The sequence below is a fragment of the Klebsiella sp. PL-2018 genome (genome assembly GCF_019048985.1).
Classification (GTDB): Bacteria; Pseudomonadota; Gammaproteobacteria; order Enterobacterales; family Enterobacteriaceae; genus Klebsiella; species Klebsiella michiganensis.
In genome coordinates, this window is the sequence record NZ_CP077673.1 from 2,803,003 (window position 1) to 2,818,303 (window position 15,301).

At 58.1% G+C, this 15,301-nt stretch carries 14 protein-coding genes, 1 pseudogene and 1 other annotated feature; of the genes and pseudogenes, 4 read left to right on the forward strand and 11 right to left on the reverse strand.

The genetic code is table 11. The features are described 5' to 3' along the window. Positions 1 to 159: 159 nt before the first annotated feature. From MKleb_RS13035 to MKleb_RS13060, 6 genes are all read right to left on the reverse strand, one after another. Positions 160 to 1,080, reverse strand: a complete 921-nt coding sequence (locus MKleb_RS13035; RefSeq protein ID WP_217076726.1) for a carbohydrate kinase family protein — start codon at positions 1,078 to 1,080, stop codon at positions 160 to 162. Further along, a complete protein-coding gene (locus MKleb_RS13040) occupies positions 1,077 to 2,447 on the reverse strand; it encodes a hypothetical protein (RefSeq protein ID WP_025106273.1) in 1,371 nt (456 codons plus the stop codon). Before MKleb_RS13040 ends, MKleb_RS13035 begins: the two co-directional genes overlap by 4 nt. A 77-nt stretch (positions 2,448 to 2,524) precedes the next feature. Beyond that, positions 2,525 to 3,544, reverse strand: coding sequence for an ABC transporter permease subunit (locus MKleb_RS13045; protein ID WP_025106274.1), 1,020 nt, complete (start codon positions 3,542 to 3,544; stop codon positions 2,525 to 2,527). Further along, a complete protein-coding gene (locus tag MKleb_RS13050) occupies positions 3,531 to 5,063 on the reverse strand; it encodes a sugar ABC transporter ATP-binding protein (RefSeq protein WP_025106275.1) in 1,533 nt (510 codons plus the stop codon). The genes MKleb_RS13045 and MKleb_RS13050 overlap by 14 nt, the downstream gene beginning before the upstream one ends. 65 nt (positions 5,064 to 5,128) lie before the next feature. Then, positions 5,129 to 6,082, reverse strand: a complete 954-nt coding sequence (locus MKleb_RS13055) for an ABC transporter substrate-binding protein (RefSeq protein WP_014229437.1) — start codon at positions 6,080 to 6,082, stop codon at positions 5,129 to 5,131. Positions 6,083 to 6,368: 286 nt separating this feature from the next. After that, a complete protein-coding gene (locus tag MKleb_RS13060) occupies positions 6,369 to 7,388 on the reverse strand; it encodes a LacI family DNA-binding transcriptional regulator (protein ID WP_025106276.1) in 1,020 nt (339 codons plus the stop codon). Positions 7,389 to 7,754: 366 nt separating this feature from the next. On the opposite strand from MKleb_RS13060, the gene MKleb_RS13065 reads away from it, so the two are divergent. Continuing rightward, complete coding sequence (locus MKleb_RS13065; RefSeq protein ID WP_014229435.1) at positions 7,755 to 8,381, forward strand: DUF1062 domain-containing protein; 627 nt, start codon at positions 7,755 to 7,757, stop codon at positions 8,379 to 8,381. A 189-nt stretch (positions 8,382 to 8,570) separates the two neighbouring features. After that, on the forward strand, positions 8,571 to 9,179 hold the full coding sequence (locus tag MKleb_RS13070) for a DJ-1/PfpI family protein (RefSeq protein ID WP_025106277.1): 609 nt from the start codon (positions 8,571 to 8,573) through the stop codon (positions 9,177 to 9,179). Between the two features lie 133 nt (positions 9,180 to 9,312). Here MKleb_RS13070 and MKleb_RS13075 read toward each other — a convergent pair whose 3' ends face one another. The 5 genes and pseudogenes from MKleb_RS13075 to trpB all read right to left on the reverse strand — a co-directional run bounded on the left by MKleb_RS13075 (position 9,313) and on the right by trpB (position 13,220). Continuing rightward, entirely contained in the window at positions 9,313 to 9,705 is a 393-nt protein-coding gene (locus tag MKleb_RS13075; RefSeq protein ID WP_025106278.1) for a VOC family protein, read from the reverse strand. 137 nt (positions 9,706 to 9,842) lie between these two features. Continuing rightward, the gene (locus MKleb_RS13080) at positions 9,843 to 10,415 is read right to left on the reverse strand and encodes a DUF1349 domain-containing protein (RefSeq protein ID WP_004851043.1); all 573 of its coding nucleotides are present in this window, start codon (positions 10,413 to 10,415) and stop codon (positions 9,843 to 9,845) included. After that, positions 10,415 to 11,014 (reverse strand): dienelactone hydrolase family protein, encoded by a 600-nt coding sequence (locus MKleb_RS13085; RefSeq protein ID WP_025106279.1) that lies wholly within the window; start codon positions 11,012 to 11,014, stop codon positions 10,415 to 10,417. Before MKleb_RS13085 ends, MKleb_RS13080 begins: the two co-directional genes overlap by 1 nt. A gap of 201 nt (positions 11,015 to 11,215) precedes the next feature. After that, complete coding sequence (trpA, locus tag MKleb_RS13090; RefSeq protein ID WP_217076727.1) at positions 11,216 to 12,028, reverse strand: tryptophan synthase subunit alpha; 813 nt, start codon at positions 12,026 to 12,028, stop codon at positions 11,216 to 11,218. After that, positions 12,028 to 13,220 (reverse strand): annotated as a pseudogene (gene trpB, locus MKleb_RS13095) (tryptophan synthase subunit beta). Before trpB ends, trpA begins: the two are co-directional and overlap by 1 nt. Before the next feature lie 149 nt (positions 13,221 to 13,369). Further along, positions 13,370 to 13,464, reverse strand: a sequence feature (Trp leader region). A gap of 226 nt (positions 13,465 to 13,690) precedes the next feature. Between trpB and MKleb_RS13100 the strand changes: the two are divergent. After that, the gene (locus tag MKleb_RS13100; RefSeq protein WP_025106282.1) at positions 13,691 to 14,599 is read left to right on the forward strand and encodes a LysR family transcriptional regulator; all 909 of its coding nucleotides are present in this window, start codon (positions 13,691 to 13,693) and stop codon (positions 14,597 to 14,599) included. Positions 14,600 to 14,697: 98 nt separating this feature from the next. Continuing rightward, positions 14,698 to 15,294, forward strand: a complete 597-nt coding sequence (locus MKleb_RS13105; protein ID WP_025106283.1) for an NAD(P)H-dependent oxidoreductase — start codon at positions 14,698 to 14,700, stop codon at positions 15,292 to 15,294. The last annotated feature ends 7 nt before the right edge of the window (positions 15,295 to 15,301 follow it).

The following is a 15,301-nucleotide window of genomic DNA, read 5'->3' on the forward strand; positions in this document are numbered from 1 at the left end:
TAGTCGGCAATAACCCATGAATAAATGAAGCTGGTTTAGCTTTCATTCAATAATTGGGACTCAAATCATATACAAAATAAATCAGGATAAGGGTCCGTCAATAAATGCTGTTTCAGACCCTCATCTGGCTATCGCTTGCTGACAGGGCGTCCGCTGTCTTCAGAGTTCATGATCCCAGGGCGGGTTAGCGCCCGGCCTGGAAACCGTCACCGCTGCGGCGCGCATCCCCAGATCCACCGCCTGGCGAACCTGCTCGCGTGACAGTGTCACTAGTTTCTCCTTCTCCAGGAGCCCGGCCTGCGAGAGGCTGGCGAGAATACCGGCATTCACCGTATCGCCCGCGCCGACGGTATCGGCCACCGCTACGCGAATAGCGGGCACATGCAGATGAAAATCAGCGGTCCAGGCATCAGCGCCGTCAGCGCCGCGGGTGACCACGATGAGCTTCGGCCCCCGCGCCAGCCAGCGGCCTATCACCTCATGCTCTTCGCCGGGTTCGGCAAACCACGCGAGGTCCTCATCGGAAAGCTTGACGATATCCGCCAGCGCAATCATGCGCCTCATGCGCGCCAGGTGTTTCTGCCGGTCCGGGATGAAAATTTCACGAATATTAGGGTCGAGGAACATCACCCGACGCGGCGCTTCCCTTACCATCAGCGCTTCATAAACGCTGCCGCACGGTTCGGCGATCAGGCTGATGCAGCCGAACAGAACGGCGGAGACGTCATCCCCGAACGTCGGCAGGTCGTTTTCAGTCAGCATTCGACCGGCGCTATTCTCATCGTAAAAGGTATAGCGGGCCTGACCGCCTACCAGCCTGACGAAGGCGAGGGTGGTGGGCAGCGGCGCGCGGGTTGAGGGCGAATAATCCACGCCGGAGGCGTCAAGCGTGTGGCGCAGCATGTCACCCATAAAATCGTCCGATAAACCGGAAAACAGCGCGACCGCCATCCCCTGGCGACCCAGGGCGACGGCGGTATTGAACGCCGCCCCGCCAACGCAGGGAGTAAAGGCGGGGGCATTCTCGCGGCTCCGACAGGGCAGCATGTCGATGAGGGCTTCACCGCAGCAAAGGATCATGGCTTTTCTCCCTGGCTCACCGCGACCGCCGGCGGGGTTTCCAGCCGATCGGCTACCTGCATCCAGTTTTCGGCAAAACGTCCGCAGGCGGTCTTGATATCGACGCCGACGGGGAGCTCCGGACACTCGTTTTCGCCGTTGCTGCCCCAGTTAACCCATCCGGACTGGCGGCGCTGGACTATCTGAAACGCGCCGGAGGGGCGGGAGGTCCACCAGATCATCGCCCGGCCGCTCGCTGAATCATACTCGACGGTTTTACTGGCCGGCCCGGGAAAGATGGTTTCATCCGCGACGGCGGAAACGTCAACGGGCGAATCGGTCAGCAGCCATTCCCGCTCGGTGAGATCGGCTCTGCGATGCGCCCGGGCGCGAACCTGGCTCAGCCGTTCGCGAATCTCCGCCTCATCGAGCACGTTCTCCCAGCGGCAGAACATCCGCCAGTAGAGATCCCAGTGGGCGGAGGCCATATCGGCGAGCTGTTCGCGGAATTCGGTAAATTTCGGGCTCTGGTTTTCCGAGGTGGTGACGGTATTGGCCACCATGGCGACCAGCTCTTCGGCATAGGGGTCGCCCGCGCGATAGCGGGTGCCGCCGTACGCCGCGAAGCGATCGAACAGCAGTTTTCCCGGGCCGCTCTCAAATTCGTCGCCGACGGTGATCTTGTTGGTCACCGAACGGCCGTTAATCACCGTTGAAAAATCATCTACGCAGTAGCGCCGCTGAAACCAGGGCGTGTTCCAGCTAAATTTCCAGTCGATGGAGAAACGTTTACCGCGCAGCTCCGGTAATAATCCGTCGGGGATCGCGCCGCGCATGCGGTAGTGATGATAGACCGGGCCTTCCTCGAGGATCTCAATATCAACGAGGGTATGCTCCGGCGGGTTTATCAGCCCATTTTCCGGGGTGAAAAACGGGCCGTAAAACCCGCCAATGGCGTTATTTCCGGAAGGAAGCAGCTCGACGTTGTCCTGCAGCGCGCGAAAATGGCGCAGCCCCCACTTGGATGCACCGACGCCCTGGGCGGTTCCCCGACACATTTCCAGATCGAAACAGCCGGTATTGAGACGGACAAAACAGTCCTTTTCCCGGCCAGGCAGCCGGTGGATACCGGCGATTTCACCGACTTCCGCCGCCGTGAGCGGGCGGTCAAGCCGCATCTTGAGGGTCCCGCTGAAGCTGACCGTCGCGATAAAAGCGGTACGGCTTGCCGACGACTCCTGCTCAAGGCGCTGGCACAGGATCCGCGCATCCTCGTCGGTAATCGCCCACCACAGGGGCTCCTGCAGTTTCTCCGGGAGAGTAAACGTAATCGGTTCGCGATCCCGGGTACCGTTCATCGGGTCCGTCAGCGTAATGTGATATGTCATGAGGGTATACTCCATTAAAATTTAAGCGTGCGAAGACCCGCCGCCAGCGCGGCGGATAAACAAAGCGTCAGGGAAAGCTAGCGGGTACGGGCGATCTCTTTTTTCCGCCAGAAGGTAAACAGCTCCGGATGCTGCTTCAGCCCGTCAATCGCCACGGCAAGAATGATGACGATGCCTTTAATCAATAGCTGGGTGAAAAAGGGCACGCTCAGCAGAATCAGGCCGGTGCTGAGTACGCCAAGAATAATCGACCCAATCAGGGTGCCGATAATCCGCCCGCGTCCACCGGCGAGGCTGGTGCCTCCCAGCACCACCGCCGCAATGGCGTCCAGCTCATATCCCGTACCCGCCGTGGGCTGGGCGGAAATCACCCTGGCGGCGAAGATAATTCCCGCCAGACCCGCGCAGACGCCGGCAATCATGTAGACCGCCGCCAGCACGCGTTTGACCCGTACGCCGGCCAGGCGCGCGGCCTGGGCGTTGCCGCCGACGGCATAGATATGACGGCCGAACCGTGTGCGCTCAAGAATGAACCACGCCAGCAGATAAACAATCAGCATAATAATGACCGGCACGGGGATACCGGCAAAATAGCCATTTCCCAGCTCGCGGAAGCTCAGGCTGCTCGACACAATAGGCTGCCCTTCGGTAATGGTGTAGGCCATACCGCGCAGGAAGGTCATCGTGCCGAGAGTGACGATAAAGGGCGCGAGAGCGAGATAGGCGGTGAGCACGCCGTTAAGCAGACCGCACAGTGCGCCCACGCCAACGCCGGCCAGAATCGCCAGCGGCGCAGGGAGCCCGGCCATCGCCGCGACCACTGAGACTACACCGGAAACGGCGACGATTGACCCGACGGATAAATCAATGCCGCTGGTTAAAATGACGAAGGTCATGCCCGCCGCCAGAATAGCGTTGACGGAAATCGAGCGGGCGATATTCAGCAGATTATCGACGCGGTTAAAGTTTGGCGCGAAGGTGGACATCAGGATCAGCAGCACCAGCAGAACGATTAAGATCCCCACCCGATCCCACCATTTCGCAAAATCAAACGGCGCTTTGACCGGCAGTTCCGTCACAGGTTTATTGTTGTCCATGGCATTCTCCGGATTGACTGGTAAAGGTTCCTGTTGCGTGCAGCATCACTTCTTCTTCCGTGGCTGAAAACGAGGGTAACTGATGAACGATTCGCCCGCCGCGCATGACCAGCACGCGGTCGCTAATGCCGATGGCCTCCGGTAAATCGGAGGAGATCACCAGAATGGCTTTCCCGGCGCGGGCGAGCTTGTCGATCAGTTCGTAGATTTCCCTTTTGGCGCCGATATCCACGCCGCGGGTCGGTTCATCGAGAATAAGCAGCCTCGAATCGCGCAGAAGCCAGCGCGCCAGCGCCGCTTTCTGCTGGTTTCCGCCGGACAGGGCGCTGACGGGCAGTTCAACCGCATTTTCCCGCAGCCGCAGCCTGCGCATCTGCTCAAGGACGGCGGCGCGAATCGTCTTGCGTTTCACCACGCCGCCGGCGACAAAGTTATCCAGCGAGCTGATATCAATGTTGTGCTCAACCGAATGCCCCAGAAACAGTCCCTGAGTTTTGCGGTCTTCGGTCACCATCCCGATACCGTCGGCGATAGCGGCGGTGGGGTCTACCGGATTGCTCGTCCGGCCGTCAATGCGCACGCTTCCCCGGGTGCGCGGGTCGGCGCCGAAGAGCAGGCGAGCGACTTCGGTTCGCCCGGAGCCCACCAGACCGGACATGCTGACCACTTCGCCCGCGTTGACCTCAAAGGAGACCGGGCCGGTCGCACTGCCTGCCAGGTCCCTGACTTCCAGCAGTACCTTGCCGGGCGTACGCGGCTCGTGCTGATAAAGATCGACGATTTGCCGGCCGACCATCATGCGGACGATATCGGTGGTTGAGACGTTGCCGAGGATTTCCGTGCCGATCCACGTGCCGTCCCTGAAGACCGTGACCCGGTTTGCCAGCTGCCATACCTCTTCCATGCGGTGCGAGATATAGACCATCCCGACGCCATCCTGACGCATCTGCTCGATCAGCCGGTATAGCTGGAGAGTCTCCGCCCGCGACAGGGCGGCGGTCGGCTCATCAAGCACCAGCACTTTGGCGTTTTCACTGACGGCGCGGGCGATCTCGACCATTTGCTGACGCCCGATACTCAACGAGCCGAGCGGCGCCTGCGGGTCGATGTCCGCGTTAATCCGATCCAGCTTCTCTCTGGCCTCCCGGTGCATCCGTTTGCGATCGAGAATACCGGCGAAAGCGGTCGGTTCCTGGCCGAGAAACAGGTTTTCCGCCACCGTCATATCGGGAACCGTATTCAGCTCCTGGTGGATAATGGCGATGCCATATTTGCGGGCATCCCTGGGCGTGCGAATATCAATCTCCTGCCCGTCGATAAAAATAACGCCGCTATCGCGCTGCTCGTTACCGGAGAGGATCTTCATCAGCGTGGATTTGCCCGCGCCGTTTTCCCCCATCAGGGCATGGACCTCTCCGGCGAATAAATCAAAGCGTACGTTGTTCAGCGCCAGGGTCGCGCCGTAGCGTTTTGAAATCCCTTCCAGCCTGAGCAAGGGAGGTGATGTTGTATCGGCCATTGTCTTTGCCCTCCGGGATGAACCTGAGCGTCATCCCGTTTTTGCCTCTTAAAGTGACGAAGTGATTACCAGCCCGGATAGCTGTCGACGTTATCGCGGGTGACCAGTACGCTGGGGATCAGGACGGTATGGGAGGCGATCGGTTTGCCGTCGACCATATCCTGAGCAAGCGTGATGGCCTGGCGCACCATTTCGCCCGGATTTTGCGTTGCGGTACCGATAAACGGCGAGCCGCTGCGCTTAAGTTCTTCAACCGCTTCCGGGCTACCGTCGACGCCGGTAACTTTGATCGCGCCCGCTTTGCCCGCCTGTTCAACGGCCAGTACCGCACCGAGCGCGGAAGGATCGTTCATGCCGAAAATACCGGCGACGTCCGGATTGGCCGTGAGCATGTCGGTGGTCACCATCAGGCCGGAAGCGCGGTCGTTGCGCGATGCCTGCTGGCCGACGATTTTGATATCCGGGTATTTTTGCGCGACGTTTTTACAGCCTTTGATGCGGTCGATAATGGTCTGAATCGGCGTGCCATCCACCAGCAGCACTTTGCCTTTGCCGCCCATCTGGCTGAACAGGTATTCGCAGGAGGTTTCCCCGGCCTGGATGGCGTTGGTCATGATCGCCGCGTCTGCGCCTTTCGCGGGCGTATCGACCGCGATAACGATAATTCCGGCGGCTTTTGCCCGCTGAATGGCCGGCTCGATCCCGGACTCATCGACGGCGGAAATAATAATGAGATCCACTTTCTGCTGAATAAACGCGTCAATCTGCGTGTTCTGGTTTGCCAGATCGACCTGCGCATCCTGTACGTTAAGGGTTGCGCCGATTTGCGCCGCGGCCTGCTTAGCGTTCCTTTCCATTGCCGAGAAGAAGGGGTTGGACATGTCCTGCACCATTAAGCCGATGCGGGAGATTTTTTTGCCATCCTGCGGCGCGGCGCTGGCTGCGGGAATAAACCCTGTCATGGTGGTGATTACCGCGCTAACCGCGACAGCCAGCCATGCTTTGCGAAGTTTGGTCATATTCTGCTCCTTTCATTATCGTGTGGTATAAGGTACGGCCAGGTGTGGGGAAGCCTCAGAAATAATCCCCTGATGTTGTTTTTCGGTAGCGACTGAAATTCAGCCGTTATTTACATCGCTAAAATGATGAGCGCGTATAGCACGCCGTAGCCCGCTTTTTTGTCGGGTGGCGCCTTACCCGGCCGACGAAAACCGCAAGCGCCGTTTCTGTCGGCCCGTGCAGGGGAAGCGCCGCCGGGCAATGCCGTCCGGGCGGTACGTTGTCAGCAATCTTTTTAATAGTTATTCATTTTCTACAGCCGCAGGACTGGCGAATAACCAGTTCGGCGGGAACTTTACGCTGGGTATTAATTTCTCCTTTTCCTTCCGGATTAATTAACTGGATAAGCATTTCAGCCGACTGCCTGCCAATCTCTTCGCTGTTTTCATTGAGCACCGTTAGCGGCGGATTTAATAGCGGCGCCCAGTCGAATTCATCGTAGGCGATAAGCGCCATATCGTTGGGGATGGCTATCTGGCGCTGCTGAAGCTGTTTAAGTGAACCCAGCAGAATAGGGTTGTTACCGGCAATAAGCGCGTCCGGCAGCGATGTCTGGCGGTCCAGGTATCGGCTCAGGGTGTCCGCAGCCGACTGCGCGTCGTTCTCCGTTTCGACAACTTCAAGCGTTGCGCCGCAGCGCTCTGCGGCCTCGCGAATACCGCGCTCGCGTTCAAAACGCGTGGTCCAGCGGTCCGGGTAGATGAGGAGCAGCCAGCTTTTATAGCCGTGCTGCGCCAGATGGTTCCCCACCAGCAGGCTGGCCTGATAATTGTCGGTCGTGACGCTGGGAAAGTTGTGCTCGCCGCGGGGAGGTGAGTCAACGAAGACGACCGGAATATCCCATTTCGCCAGCAGGCTCAGGCTTTCCGGCTGAAGCGTCACCGTCGAAATGATCCCGGCCATTCGCGACTCGATCAGGCGGTTAATCATGCGATCTTCCTGCGCGCGGTCGTAGGTACCGTTGACCGCGATATCGCCAAGCACTACGGTCCACTGCGACGGCTGCAGCATCTGCTGAATACCGGACATCAGGTTGAGGTAGTAAGAGTTCGAGGCATGGGCGGTAATCACCGCCACCGAGTCTCTGCTTGAGCGGCGTAGCGCCTGGGCCGCGCGGTTAGGTACGTAGCCGAGTTCTCGCGCCACTTTTAAAATCAGCTCCCGGCTGTCGTCAGCAACGCCATCGCCACCGTTTAGCGCGCGTGAAACGGTAAACATAGAAAATCCCGTCGCTTCACTTACATCCCGCATCGTTGCTTTACGCATATTTCGCTCTCTGCATTTATGAAATTACCCGCGATACAGACGGCTATTTCCTTGACCTAAACGTTTATGAGACTAAACATAAACGTTTAGGTTTGTTTGATCAGTGAGCCGCTTCTCGTTTTGTGAACAGAAGGTAAACAACGTCGTTTGTGAATGATTTCTATGTATTTATTGATTTAATGCATATTTAGCCCGCTTGCCGCTTTGCTACTCTTGAACGCATTCATTCACGGTCAGACAGGGTCGTCGCGTTGGAAATCTTTTTTTAACCCACTGAAAAGTATTCTCTAAATATTTTTCACATCGCAAAAATCACGGTCCGTTTTCGACGGATCCGCTTTTGTATGGGTTAAAAAAAGGTTCACCATGAAAATTACATGGAACGTCAGGCCAGTCGGCTATCAGCTGATTAGCAAGCGCTGCCCCGCCTGTCATGGGCAGCAGGATTTCACCCCGTCCGGCGCCTTCCGGGTCAACTCGCAAAAAAAAGTGCTCGATGTCTGGAGTATCTATAAGTGCGTGCGCTGCGCGTATACCTGGAACATCAGCCTGTTCTCGCGTTTGCCCGTCAGCAAAATCAATCCGCAGCTCTACGCGCGACTTATCGCTAACGATAAATCTGCCGTCGAGGCTTACTCTCACGATCCGGTCGTTCTGCGGCGTAATCGCGCGGCGCTATCGGGTACGCCTGACTTTGTGGTTCAGGAACGCTGGCGCATCAACCTTGTTCGCGCTTCTCAGGTGAGGGTGGATGTCAGAGTCACGCGCGCCTTTCAGACCAGCCTGCTGTCGGTCCTGAGACGAGCGCTGCGGCTTAGCGGTAGCGCGATCCGTCAACGTCTTCAATCGGGAGATATCGTCGGTATTACGCTGAAAGAACTGCGGGCGCCCAGGCTGCGGCCGGAGGGATATACGCTGTACATCACGAGGGAGGTTCTCCTGGCGCGCAGGCCTATTTCATTAAACGCGGGCTCAGCGCGCGGGAGACGATAGCCATTGCCCCGGATAGTTTTCTATCCGGGGAGCTGACTCGCAAAAATCGATTCGGGTTGCCGCAAGGGGCAAAATAGCCTTGCCTTTTATACTGTGAATTTATACAGTTTTTGGCGGCAGTACGGCGATAGTGTCCATCGGTACCCCGGATGCTGCGACGGCAAATTCTGTTAATAAAAGGAGAGTGCGATGTCTATGGATACGCGTAAAGAAGTGCTGTTTGTCCTCATCCAGGAGTACGCCGACTGGGAGTTCGCGCTGCTGGCACCGGGGCTGCGCCGCGGGTTTGGCGTATGGGAACCGCGATACGAAGTCAGAACCGTGGCTGCCGATGAGGGGCCGGTGAGGTCAATTGGCGGGGTGCGCTGCCTGCCGGATTATACCTTCGAGACGATACCCGATGATTACGCCGCGCTGGTGCTGGTGGGCGGAATGAACTGGTGGGGAGAGGAGGCCCGGCGGGTTGTACCTTTGGTAGAACAAGCGCAGGCCCGGCAGATTGTGGTAGGCGCGATATGCGACGCTTCGGCCTTTCTTGGCGCGCATGGCTTTCTCAATGATGTCGACCACACCTCGAACGGGCTGGCCTACCTGCAGAGCCGGGCGGGGTCAGCCTACAGCGGCGCCGCGCGGTACAGAAACGTGCCTTCTGTTCGCGACGGTAACCTGGTGACTGCCAACGGCGTTGGCTTTGTGGATTTTACCTGCAATATGCTGTCTGCCTTAAAGGCGGCCCGCCAGCAAGAGATCGAAGCCATGAGGGAGACGTTCAGGTCGGGAATGTTTACGGAAGGCTGATGCAGACAAGGCCGCGATTTGCATGGCCATTTGCCGAAATCGAATCATCTGGCTGAGAGCATCCGTCGCGATATTGAGAGATGCGCAGGGTTTCGCCATGCGCTAACCCTGCCTTAACTTTCCGGCGTGGGGCTTAGTCTGTGTTTGCGTAATAAACAAACGCCAGCTTGTTGCCGTCCGGATCTCTGACGTAGGCGCTGTGGAAACCTTCACCGTACTGCGGGCGGTGTCCTGGGGCGCCTTCATCACTTCCTCCCAGGCGTAGCGCCAGCTGATGCAACTGCTGAATATGCTCAACCGAACGTGCGTTCAGGGCCACCATAGCGCCGTTGCCCGCTGTTGCCTGTTGCTGGTTGAACGGTTTGCCAACGCACAGCCCGATGGTGCGGTTTCCGCTGAATGTCCCCCACGATGCGCCTTGCTCGCTGCGGCCGCTCCGGGGCTGCCCCAGCATCTCCATCAACGGGTCGTAAAAACGAATCGCGCGCGGCAGATCGTTAGTGCCGAGCATGATGTAGGAAAACATGACTCCTCCTCATTTTTCGCCTGAAGGTTGCTGCTGCCAATCTAGCAGCAAGGCGCGAGCACGGGCAGCCCGAGGAGCCAGAAATCATACCTCCGTCGCGATTCTTCAGCGATTTTGCCCGCGCGCGAGCCGACTGCTCAGCTCAGATCGTGCAAATCTTTATCATTCGGCGGCAGCAGTGATATCTGGTCGAAAGTAACCCGCAGGCCGCTGCGCTGCGGCGTGCAGCACATGATGCCGACCTTCGCCGCGCCGCCCGGAAAAGGGCACAGCCGCAGCAGCGGCCACAGTTGGCCATCCGTTGAATACTGCAGGCGCAGCGCTTCTCCGCGGCGGGTCAGACGCAGCCAGAACTCACCGGGGTCGCCCGGGAAAATACCGGTTGCCCAGTCTGATGTTCCCTGCGTCAGTACGCTACCGATAGCGGGCGCGCCGTCGTTGTACTCGATACCGGCCTTAATCCAGCGCCTGGCGTCCTGCATTAACATGATCCCTGCCTGGTCATACAGCGTACTGAAATCTGCTCGCACCCTTACCTGAAAGGTGAAGTCCCCCGCGGCTTCCGTGGCGTAGATATGCCCGGAAAAACGCTCAAACCCGTACCAGGTTTCGCGCCAGAAGTCGGTTTGCGCATCGGTGACGACGCGCAGTTCGCCGTCCTCTTCTGACCATGTCGCGGGTTCGTTAATCCATTGAAATATCTGATGCATCAGGCCTCCTGTCTTTGCTGAATAAGCGTTAAAAACCGCAGCGTGTCTTCGTCCGCCTGCTGCGCAAGGCGCGCATCCCACGCCGGACTGTCGGCATCGCAAAAGCCGTGCTGCGCATTGAACATCCGGCAGGCCACGGAGGGATATTTCTCCAGCTCGTTTTGCAGGGCGCGGGGATCGAACGCCGGCTCATGGCGGGCGAGAATCACCTGCGTTGGGCACGGAGGCGCCGCATCGCAGTACTGGCGGATCCGTGAACCGTAGTGGCAAACCGCACCGTCGCAGAGTCCGCTTCTGGCGGCCAGCCAGGCTAAGGTGGCGCCCACGCTGTAGCCGATAAGGATTAGCGTGCCGTATTTCGCTCTTAGCTCGGCCAGCAGCGACACGATGGCGGCGGTATCAAATCCGACGTTATCGGAAAAGTGGCGCCAGGCCTGCTCCTGCTGCTCATAGGCGAACGGCGCAGAGTGAGGGAAAAGCGCTGGCGTGTACGCATCGAAGCCGCGGCTGCGCCAGGTCGCGGCGGATCGCTGAATATGCGCGTTGATGCCGTAGATTTCATGCAGCAGGACGATGGCTTTATCGCAATCAGGTAACATAAATGCGCCTCGGTCGGATAAAAGAGGATTGCCAGATGGCCGAATGATGGTATCCGGGAAACCTGGCTAAATTTTGCAGCACTTAGGTCAGAGCAGCAAGCTCGCTTTTTACGCCATACCCTGCTCATTCCTCAGCGGTCAGGCGATATTGCCGGTGATTGATATTAATCATCACCGGCATTTTGCCGCATTAACCCCGCGCTATGTTAGCCTGACGGTGGCTGCTTTCAGGCTGCGGGCGAAAGCCTTCAGCCGACTGAGTAACGCCTCCCGATCGTCCTTATGTTGTTCGATGATTTTCACGATTGCTGAGCCGGAAATAGCCCCGGAGGCTCCCGCTTTCATGGCATCCGCCACCTGTTCCGGGGTTGAAATACCAAACCCCTGAATCGCCGGTGGCGCCTGATAGTCACCAAGCTTAGAGACCAGATGCTCCAGCGGCAGCGCGGCGCGGTTTTCCGCGCCGGTTACGCCCGCGCGAGACAGCAGGTAGGTGTAGCCGCGGCCGTGAGCGGCAATGTGTCGCAGCAGCTCATCGTCAGCGTTCGGCGGGCAGATAAAAACGGGCGCAATATTATGGTGCATCGCAGCCTCGCGGAACGGTACCGACTCTCCGAACGGGACGTCTGCTACCAGTACAGAATCGACGCCAGCACGGGCGCAAGCGGCATAAAACGTCTCGATTCCCCGGTTATACACCAGGTTTGCGTACATTAGCAGACCGATGGGCAGCGCCGGATACCTGGCGCGAATGGTGGCCAGCATGTCGAAGCAGCGCGCAGGGGTGACGTTGGCTGCAAACGCGCGCAGGGCGGCGTTTTGTATTGTCGGGCCGTCGGCCAGCGGATCGGAGAACGGTATCCCCAGCTCCAGCGCATCGGCTCCGCCCTCGATCAGCGCATCGATAATCTGCAGCGACAGCTCCGGATTCGGGTCGCCGAGCATCACGAAGGGAATGAACGCGCCTTCTCCCCGAGTTTGCAGTTGCGAAAACATATCGTTATAGCGTTTCATCACATTTCTCCTCGCGCTTGCAGAATGTCGTGCACGGTAAAGATGTCCTTATCGCCGCGGCCGGAGAGATTCACCACCAGCAGCTGCTCTTTATGCGGATTGTCGCGCATCATTCTTAAGGCGTGCGCGAGGGCGTGGGATGACTCAAGCGCCGGAATAATGCCTTCCGCGCGGCTCAGGATTTTAAATGCCGCCAGCGCTTCATCGTCGGTGACCGAAACGTATTCTGCGCGGCCAATACGTTCAGATGGGCATGCTGCGGCCCGACGGCCGGGAAATCGAGGCCGGCGGAAATGGAGCAGGACTCTTTGATCTGGCCGTCATCGGTTTGCATCAGAGGCGTTTTCATACCGAAATAGATGCCGGTACGTCCGTGTTTCAACGGCGCGCCGTGCTCCCCAGTCTCAATCCCCAGGCCAGCGGGTTCAACGCCAATCAGCCCGACCTGGGGCGTATCGATAAAGTCAGCGAACATGCCGATGGCGTTGGAACCTCCACCAACGCAGGCGATAACCGCATCCGGCAGGCGACCCTCTTTTTCGAGGATCTGCGCTTTGGTCTCTTCGCCAATAATGCGTTGAAATTCGCGTACGATAGTCGGGAAAGGATGCGGGCCAGCGGCGGTGCCCAGCATAAAGTGGGCGGTCTCATAGCTTCCGGACCAGTCGCGTAGCGCTTCATTCGAGGCATCTTTCAGAGTGGATGAGCCGCTGTGCACCGGGATCACCTCCGCCCCCATCAGGCGCATACGAAAGACGTTCGGCGACTGACGTTCAATATCTTTCGCCCCCATGTAGATGCGGCATTTCAGGCCCAGCAGCGCGCTGGCCAGAGCCGAGGCCACGCCGTGCTGACCGGCGCCGGTCTCGGCAATAATCTCGGTTTTACCCATACGCTTTGCCAGCAGCGCCTGGCCAAGCACTTGATTAGTTTTATGCGCGCCGCCGTGCAGCAGATCTTCACGTTTGAGATACAGGGTTGTGCGGGTACCCTGTGTTAGATTACGGCATCGGGTCAGCGCCGTCGGACGACCGGCATAGTTTTTCAGCAGCCGGGTTAATTCAGCCTGAAAGCGCGAATCCTCGCGGGCGCTAACAAACGCCTCTTCTAACTGGCGTAGTGCGGGGACGAGGATCTGCGGAACGTACGTACCGCCGAATTCGCCAAAGTAGGGGTTGAGTAAGGTATTCATTATTGCTCCTTGTTGTATGCGCAGTGCCTGATGATTCGGGGTCTATTGATTCCGGAGAGGACGCTGCACGTGAAGTGAAATCAGGTACTGCGCAGCGACTCCTGGCTGCTTTTTCTACGGTAGATGTACCGTAAGCGTAAAATCTGGACGAAAAAAAGCCCGCGCTTTGGCGGGCCGGGTATCGGTGTGCAAACTGCAGACGTAGCGATACTGCCCGTTATCGGGAAGTACGCCACCAGCCGTGCAAATTCATATTGTTTACGTGTTGCATTGTTCACTACCCAGGAATTTATTTTGTACCAGTAAACTAGTTCTGTAGATCAATGTCAACGACATAATAATTGACACGCAGAATGAATCGTTGCCGTTTTTCCGGCCAGGGCAGGCGTAACGCGCCAGATTGCTTTACGCCATCACATCAAAGTAACGTTGTTTTTTCAGCTTAAAGTCTATCCAGTTAGCGAGACCGTATGAATATAACCCGTGCCGACATGGCCGATCTTGTCTATTTTTTCGCCATAGCCCGCCATCAGAGTTTTAGTAAAGCTGCCGTTGAACTTGGGGTGAGCGCATCGACGCTGAGCCACGCGATCAAGGGATTTGAGGCGCGGCTGGGCGTGCGTCTGCTGAACCGTACGACCAAAAGCGTAACCCTGACGGCGGCAGGCGAGAGTCTGGCCAGCGCGGTGAGCGAGCCGGTGGCCGCCATAGATGGCGCGATTGAACAGCTCAACCAGTTTCGCGACTCGCCTGCGGGACATATTCGGCTCAACGTCGCCGTTGAGGCGGCCACGCTGCTGCTGGCCCCGGTCCTGCCTGCTTTTGCTGAACGTTACCCCGATATTGAGCTGGATATCGTAGCCAGCAACCGCATTGTTGATGTAACGGAAGCGCGGTTTGACGCAGGGATCCGCTATGGCGGAACCGTGCCTGAAGATATGGTGGCGCAGCGGCTGTCCGCCGATGTGCGCTGGGTGGTCGCCGCATCCCCGGAATATCTTGCCCGCTTTGGCGAGCCCCGGCATCCTCACGATCTTCAACAGCACCGCTGCGTCAGCAATCGTCTGGGAAACAACCGCATTTATAAATGGGAGTTTGAACGTGGCGAAGAGCAGCTCACCGTCAAAGTACCGCCGCTGTTAACGGTCGATCTGGCCGAGACGGGCGTGGTGGCCATTCTGCAGGGGTTTGGCCTGATGTACCTGCCGGAACCGCTGATAGCAGAGCACGTCAGCGCAGGGAGCCTGCGTCTGGTGCTGACCGACTGGGCCTCATACGGACCGGGATTCTATATCTATTACTCCAGCCGTCATCAGGTTCCCACCGGGCTGCGCCTGTTAATCTCCCTTGTGCGGGAAATGAAGCCGCTCGGTCTGTAGCCCGATTGATGAAAATAACTCACAGCCCCATTCGATAGCGAGGGCTGGCTCCTTCTTATTCCGCGCCTTACCCTGTGGCAAAAGAGAAGGAGAGCTTGATGAACTATTCGCACCGCTGTATTCCCGGTCTGTTCTGGCTTTTGGCCGTCACCGCATTTCTGTTTAGCTTTACCTCTACCAGCCGCGCCGCAGAGGCTAACACGCTGGTTATCGTCTCTCATCCGTATCCCGAGCAATCTGTCATGACCAAAGGTCTTGAGGCCGCAGCGCAAAGCGTACCCGGCGTGACCGTACGCAATCTCGAGGCGCTTTACGGTTTTGACACCCGAAATATCAATGCCGATGAAGAGCGACGGCTCATGCGGGAACACTCGCGCATCGTTTTTATCTTCCCGACCCACTGGTTCAACATCACTCCGATGATGAAGGCCTGGTTGAACGATACCTGGGGCAGCGTAGGGCCGGGAGTATGGCAGGGCAAAGAGATGCTGATTGTCACGACGGCCGCAGGCGGTGACGCGACATACGGCGAGACCGGGCGAACGGGCGTCAGCCTGGCCGACATCTTTACGCCAATGAAGGCCAGCGCGCTGCATGCGGGAATGACCTGGCTGCCTCCGCTGGTTTTTCAGCGCGCCAGCCGCGATCAACTGCCTGAATACCAGCGTCAACTGGTGGAAAGGCTGAAGAATTAACGTGTCG

Coding starts and splice junctions, on each gene's coding strand:
- MKleb_RS13035 (WP_217076726.1), bottom strand. CDS start 1,080: ATGATCCTTTGCTGCGGTGAAGCCCTCATCGACATGCTGCCCTGTCGG.
- MKleb_RS13040 (WP_025106273.1), bottom strand. CDS start 2,447: ATGACATATCACATTACGCTGACGGACCCGATGAACGGTACCCGGGAT.
- MKleb_RS13045 (WP_025106274.1), bottom strand. CDS start 3,544: ATGGACAACAATAAACCTGTGACGGAACTGCCGGTCAAAGCGCCGTTT.
- MKleb_RS13050 (WP_025106275.1), bottom strand. CDS start 5,063: ATGGCCGATACAACATCACCTCCCTTGCTCAGGCTGGAAGGGATTTCA.
- MKleb_RS13055 (WP_014229437.1), bottom strand. CDS start 6,082: ATGACCAAACTTCGCAAAGCATGGCTGGCTGTCGCGGTTAGCGCGGTA.
- MKleb_RS13060 (WP_025106276.1), bottom strand. CDS start 7,388: ATGCGTAAAGCAACGATGCGGGATGTAAGTGAAGCGACGGGATTTTCT.
- MKleb_RS13065 (WP_014229435.1), top strand. CDS start 7,755: ATGAAAATTACATGGAACGTCAGGCCAGTCGGCTATCAGCTGATTAGC.
- MKleb_RS13070 (WP_025106277.1), top strand. CDS start 8,571: ATGTCTATGGATACGCGTAAAGAAGTGCTGTTTGTCCTCATCCAGGAG.
- MKleb_RS13075 (WP_025106278.1), bottom strand. CDS start 9,705: ATGTTTTCCTACATCATGCTCGGCACTAACGATCTGCCGCGCGCGATT.
- MKleb_RS13080 (WP_004851043.1), bottom strand. CDS start 10,415: ATGCATCAGATATTTCAATGGATTAACGAACCCGCGACATGGTCAGAA.
- MKleb_RS13085 (WP_025106279.1), bottom strand. CDS start 11,014: ATGTTACCTGATTGCGATAAAGCCATCGTCCTGCTGCATGAAATCTAC.
- trpA (WP_217076727.1), bottom strand. CDS start 12,028: ATGAAACGCTATAACGATATGTTTTCGCAACTGCAAACTCGGGGAGAA.
- MKleb_RS13100 (WP_025106282.1), top strand. CDS start 13,691: ATGAATATAACCCGTGCCGACATGGCCGATCTTGTCTATTTTTTCGCC.
- MKleb_RS13105 (WP_025106283.1), top strand. CDS start 14,698: ATGAACTATTCGCACCGCTGTATTCCCGGTCTGTTCTGGCTTTTGGCC.